5 protein-coding genes and 5 tRNA genes are annotated in these 5,494 nt (G+C 48.8%); 1 reads left to right on the plus strand and 9 read right to left on the minus strand.

Annotated features, from left to right (window positions below):
- The 6 genes from QZV76_RS07440 to QZV76_RS07465 form a co-directional block, all read right to left on the minus strand.
- On the minus strand, window positions 1–265 hold a 265-nt coding region (locus QZV76_RS07440; protein ID WP_290599398.1), incomplete at its 3' end, for a hypothetical protein.
- Window positions 266–432: 167 nt separating this feature from the next.
- The gene (locus QZV76_RS07445; protein WP_290599399.1) at window positions 433–1,671 is read right to left on the minus strand and encodes a CobW family GTP-binding protein; all 1,239 of its coding nucleotides are present in this window, start codon (window positions 1,669–1,671) and stop codon (window positions 433–435) included.
- A gap of 303 nt (window positions 1,672–1,974) precedes the next feature.
- A tRNA-Asp gene (locus QZV76_RS07450) sits at window positions 1,975–2,048 on the minus strand.
- Between the two features lie 27 nt (window positions 2,049–2,075).
- A tRNA-Phe gene (locus QZV76_RS07455) sits at window positions 2,076–2,149 on the minus strand.
- 19 nt (window positions 2,150–2,168) lie between these two features.
- Window positions 2,169–2,245: transfer RNA gene (locus QZV76_RS07460), tRNA-Asp, on the minus strand.
- Window position 2,246: 1 nt separating this feature from the next.
- Window positions 2,247–2,322, minus strand: a tRNA-Glu gene (locus QZV76_RS07465).
- A gap of 152 nt (window positions 2,323–2,474) precedes the next feature.
- Between QZV76_RS07465 and QZV76_RS07470 the strand changes: the two genes are divergently transcribed.
- Window positions 2,475–2,547 (plus strand) — tRNA-Lys (locus tag QZV76_RS07470).
- Between the two features lie 149 nt (window positions 2,548–2,696).
- On the opposite strand, the gene QZV76_RS07475 is transcribed toward QZV76_RS07470, so the two are convergent.
- The 3 genes from QZV76_RS07475 to QZV76_RS07485 form a co-directional block, all read right to left on the minus strand.
- On the minus strand, window positions 2,697–3,296 hold the full coding sequence (locus tag QZV76_RS07475) for a lysophospholipid acyltransferase family protein (protein WP_290599400.1): 600 nt from the start codon (window positions 3,294–3,296) through the stop codon (window positions 2,697–2,699).
- Between the two features lie 31 nt (window positions 3,297–3,327).
- Window positions 3,328–4,566, minus strand: a complete 1,239-nt coding sequence (locus QZV76_RS07480) for a glycosyltransferase (protein ID WP_290599401.1) — start codon at window positions 4,564–4,566, stop codon at window positions 3,328–3,330.
- A 297-nt stretch (window positions 4,567–4,863) separates the two neighbouring features.
- Window positions 4,864–5,457: a nitroreductase family protein gene (locus QZV76_RS07485; protein ID WP_290599402.1), complete on the minus strand. Its 594-nt coding sequence runs from the start codon at window positions 5,455–5,457 to the stop codon at window positions 4,864–4,866.
- Window positions 5,458–5,494 lie beyond the last annotated feature (37 nt).

Here is a 5,494-nt window from a genome sequence, read left to right on the forward strand (position 1 = left end):
CCCGTTGCACAGAAAAAACACGGCCGCCTAAACCACAGTCGGATCCAATGCGCAAATGATGCATAAGACCCGCCTTCAAACCACAAGCCTCAATAATGCACATCTCATTAGCAGATAAAGCCTGTGCCCCCAGCGCTATTGATACTCCAGACTCCTCATAAAAGTTTCGTACAGCAGCAGAAACTAAATCACTTTCCTGTGGAGTGGAAGATTCCCGGTGAGATTCTCGATGAGATTCCTGGTGCGATTCCTGACGCGCAGTCACATAATCTCCTCACTGAAGGAACTGGAAAATGGTTTTCCATTCACCCCAATACGGGGTCAACATACCTACCGGTTATGATGCAGATCACATCACACTATACATTCTGAAAAACAACTATGTACAACCATAATTTCTATGCTAGATATGTCTCTCCCCATTATCACCTATTAAGGAAGAAACGTAGGATCCTCTTCCGGCTCAAGCAAATAATCCTCACCTATCCCAGACTCTTCTTCCTGCTCATCCCACCAATAATCGTCAGGCTCTGCGGAAACATCTTCCAGATAAGGATAAAAAGACCACAGTTCACCCTCAGTTACTGGATCTATATCCGCCCCCTTCCACACACAATCATCACACGCTGCAGCAATGGCGTCGTCATCAAGACTGACACCGATAAATACAAGCCCTGACTGGCCTGCCGACTCCGCCGAGTCCGCTGACCTCACCGCCCCTGCTTCATCAGTCTGCGGAAACCAGCGTTGTAACGCAATATGCTGACCCGTCTTTTCAAAAACAAACGACTCGTTTTCCTGCGGTCCTGCCAATTGGATAAACCCCTTGACGCGATACGCACCACCAGCTCCATTCCGCACAAAATCCATAAAACGAGCTGGATGCAAAGGATTATCCAAAGTAACTGAAACCGTACGGTAGCTATCATGTAAATGATCATGATGGTGACTATGACCGTCACCATTCTCATGGACGTGGCCGTGATCATGATGAGCATGATCAGAAACAAGCTCCGCAAAAGTCTGCGGATCCTTATCCGGTCGATCAAACAAGACACGAGCATCCACCCGCCCGTAAGCCGTCGTTACAACCATGACAGCAGGCGCCGCATCCTTCAAAAGACGCCGCACACTAGCCACTTCACTACGTTCAAGCCGATCCGCCTTATTCAGAACAATAAGATCCGCATTATGCAAGCGACGTAGCACCGTCGGATGCTGCTGCACAGTATCCTTCACTTCACCGGCGTCAATGACCTCGATAAGCCCCCCTACCGACACATCAGTGACCGTAGTAGCCGTAGCCACCATCGACATGAGAACCTGCGGCTCCGCTAGCCCTGAGGCCTCAATAACTATCCCCTCAACGCCATCAGTATGTGCAAGCTGATCCAGCGCTTTATCCAACTCTTCATCCGACGACTGACAACACAAACAACCATTAGCCATTGAGACAAGAGAATCCACCTGTCCCGCAACCAGCATGGCGTCAACCGGTATAGTGCCGAAATCATTGACAATAACGGCCAGCTTAATTCCATGATCATCCTGCAAAAGATGATTAAGAAGAGTAGTTTTACCGGATCCCAAAAAACCAGCTAGAACCACCACCGGTATCCGAGGCTGGTCAGCAGAAACATCAGTAGAGATACCACTAGCAAAAGTACCCATGGACTATCCTTCCAGCTCCCACAACGTACAGCTGTGTTTCAAGCACACGCATTTCATGCACAGAGTACCGCACGTGTCTAGCACGCTCCGTACACATTAAACAGCACGCATACGCGATATGAAGCACGTGCAGCACACACTCTAACCACAGCCCTAGAAGCGCATCTCAAAGGCATAGGAGACGCAGAAGATACAAGAGACACTGCTAAAGAAACATAGCATGATGACGAAACAGAGAGACTACGAAGGCTACATACAACAAACCCCCACATATTCCTATGCGGGGGTTTACTCTTACTACGGCGACCCTGACGGGACTTGAACCCGCGACCTTCGCCGTGACAGGGCGACGCGCTAACCAACTGCGCCACAGGGCCATATGAAAAAAGCTGCTTCTGCAGCAGTGGCCAGGGCCGGGATCGAACCGGCGACCTTCCGCTTTTCAGGCGGACGCTCATACCGACTGAGCTACCTGGCCTTAACAAGACGATAACGTCTGGCGACCCTGACGGGACTTGAACCCGCGACCTTCGCCGTGACAGGGCGACGCGCTAACCAACTGCGCCACAGGGCCTTGGTACCCCCAACGGGATTCGAACCCGTGCCGCTGCCGTGAAAGGGCAGTGTCCTAGGCCGCTAGACGATGGGGGCCTTTCCCTATTACTAGAGCGAAACTAAGCCTAAAGGATAACCACCCCATTCTGCAAAACCGCTGGTAATTCCCTTGCATTCAGACAGTGTTGCGACACCATTTACTCGCAATTTCGTATTACGCGACATTTCTACTAAATTGTTAGGAGCAAGCCCCTATAGCTCAGTTGGTAGAGCTACGGACTTTTAATCCGCAGGTCTAGGGTTCGAGTCCCTATGGGGGCACAAAAGTTAATCCCTGGCAGAAAACCTTTCAGGTAAACTGCCAGAGATTTTCCCATTTTAGGACGCTTTAAAGAATAAGTGGAAAAGAATACGCAAAAAGGATACACAGGACAGACCCCCATGTAGCTTTGCTTTCGGCTTTTGTAGATCTATCCTTCTGCCGCCATACGCACAGACATCATCTCAAACACTTTGTCCCGCAACTCTTCAACCGCAGCCTCATAGCCATCATCGTCTACAGAGATAGCAGGAGGAACAACAGGGGGTAGTACTTCTGCACGCATACTACGTCGAAGTCCCCACCACCGTCGCGGCAAGGGAATAGCCACAATAGGAAGAATCGGCACCTGTTCGCGTACCGCAAGATGGAAAGCTCCCTTATGGAACGGCTGTAATTCCTTCTCGAAAAGCCGTAAATTACCCTCCGGGTAAAGGACTATAGACTTTCCCTCCCGCAAGAGCTTACCCATATCGTCATTGAACTTCTTTTGGCCGTTTTTGCCCCGTTCTATTCCCACTGCGTCCCAGAAAGAAAGAATCTGGCCTGCTATAGGCAACGACAAATTCTCTGCTTGCGTGGTGTACCACAGCCTGCGTGGCCACAATGCATATAGAGCGAAGGTCCCGTCAAGATAGTAGGTATGGTTACACAACACCAATCCACCACGCGTTTGGGTAAGACGACGATACTGCTGAGCATTATCACGTCCCACAAGACGCACCCGCATAAGCAGTGGAAGCACCGCCATGACTAATGGTGCAAAAGCGAAACTGAAAACGTTACTTTTGATATTGCTCCACAGCTTCATACAGCATGTCCTCCATCTTTCGGCCGCACTCTGGCAGCCGATAAACATCAGCCGATTGGGCATAAACCTTTGACATCTGAACACGCTGGACGGGATGCTCAATCCAGTAGTCAATCTGGCGAGCTAAATCCCGAGGATCATTGTTGATGAAGAGACTGCGGTCGTCCAAAGCAAACTGGCGAGTGGCAGATTTGTCAGAATTCGCAATAACCGGAACGAGACCGGTTGCGAGAGCCTCTAGACAAGAAATAGCTTCAATCTCCACCGATGCAGTATGAACATAAAGATCGCACGAATGCATAAGATTCACTAATTCTTTCTGCGAATAATAGTGAATACTCGGAGGGCGCGGAAGTACACTACCTAAGGTTTGCAGCATCTTCTGATCTGCACCGCCACCAGCAAAGAAAATTCGAATGTGCTTCGCATAACGCGAATACTGCACGGCACGAATAAGAACTTTCTGATTCTTCTCAGGAGAAAGACGACCCACCATGAGAATATCGAAAGTATCTTTATACAGCGGAAAAACTCGACGCTCAAGTGCCGGAGGCTGAAAACGATCCCCTACGCCATTAGAAATAACAACTAATTTGGCGTGTTTCCCGTAACCATTCTCCAGTAACTGGTTCTTAATAAACTCAGAAGGACAGTGGATAAAAGGGAAGGCATTATAAAAAATCTCATAGAGAACTTTATAAACGCCAGTAGCAGCCCAATCTGCCCCCTGTAACCGCGGACTGATATTGTACGTAATATTCTCTGCTTGAACGTGGAAAGCTGCCGTAATAGGAATACCCATACGCTTGGCGACGCGAACTCCCACTTGTTCCAACATCATAGGCATAAAGAAGTGCACAACATCTGCGCCTTCAAATGCCTCCTGGAATGTTGCTATCTTCGGAGTACCAAAAATAAAACTCTGTTTTTTAGCGAAATGATTCACTACCGGGATGCGGAGTTCGCGCACTACATACAGCTCATCATCGGTCTCAGAATTATTCTGCGAAGCATGTTTAATAGCGTGCTCTAAGTTATTTTTAACCTTATCCTTACCACTTTCTGTGGTACCAACAACACGAACTGTATGCCCCTGTGCGCGGAGCTGCTCGCACATACGCCTGGCAGACGTAACAATACCGTTCGTTTCAACACCGAACATATCGGTGACAAAAACAATGGTGAGAGGACGGCGCCTAGCTGACCTCATCATCGCTCCTCGCACTTGTACCAATGAAGTAAACGCTCCCTTTACCCTACCGTCACTAGGAATAATCGATGCACAACGAATGCTGTGATACGGCTAACTAAAATGGAATAACGGTGTTCTATGAGATTACCCATCATCCCTGCCACATATCTTGCTTCTTTCCTGCTTCGGTACCTATATAACGCGATTCGCGACTCTTAGACAAAAGTGTAATCTGCCCTAGCCTCATTGAAAAATACCGCACTTCCATCGAAGTACGGTATTCCTAGGCCTCTGTGAGAGTATAAACGAGGAAATCTATCGCTGCACCCACACGCGCTGCGAGATATCTTCACCTTCTTTGACACCTGGTTCAGCCACAATACCGCCAAAAGGAGCCTGCGCAACAAGCTCCCACGACGCAGGCGCACCCGTCACCTCGCGGATAGCCTCATCAATGACAGGGTTGTAATGTTGCAAAGACGCACCCACCCCTAAACTGCGGAAAGCAGACCAAATATTGAACTGCAGCATCCCATTAGCCTGCTGCGCCCAAACAGGGAACCTATCCGCGTAAAGAACATACTGCTCCTGCATCGACTGGATTATCGAGCGATCAATGAAATAGAGAACAGTACCGGCACCAGCGGCAAAAGCATCTGTTTTAGCACGATCAACTTTCCCATCGAACGCATCATAGATAGCATCCCAGACTTCCCGGTTCTTCTCTCCAAAAACAACAATGGCACGAGCGCTCTTCTGATTAAAAGCATCAGGAGTAAGCTCCGTCAGATCCTTTACCACAGAAACGATATCGTCTTCCGATACAGGCAAATCAGCATTAAGAGCGTACACAGAACGACGTGCAGCAACAACATTCTTAAAAGCTTGGTAATCACTATTAAGAGCCACGATCATGGCCTCCTTCACATTGTGCAAGAGTCAATTT

It is taken from the genome of Lawsonella sp., from assembly GCF_011525565.1.
GTDB classification, from domain to species: domain Bacteria; phylum Actinomycetota; class Actinomycetes; order Mycobacteriales; family Mycobacteriaceae; genus Lawsonella; species Lawsonella clevelandensis_A.

Bases quoted from the DNA above. Each gene is read 5' to 3' on its own strand.
- QZV76_RS07445 (WP_290599399.1), bottom strand. From the start codon at position 1,671: ATGGGTACTTTTGCTAGTGGTATCTCTACTGATGTTTCTGCTGACCAG.
- QZV76_RS07475 (WP_290599400.1), bottom strand. From the start codon at position 3,296: ATGGCGGTGCTTCCACTGCTTATGCGGGTGCGTCTTGTGGGACGTGAT.
- QZV76_RS07480 (WP_290599401.1), bottom strand. From the start codon at position 4,566: ATGAGGTCAGCTAGGCGCCGTCCTCTCACCATTGTTTTTGTCACCGAT.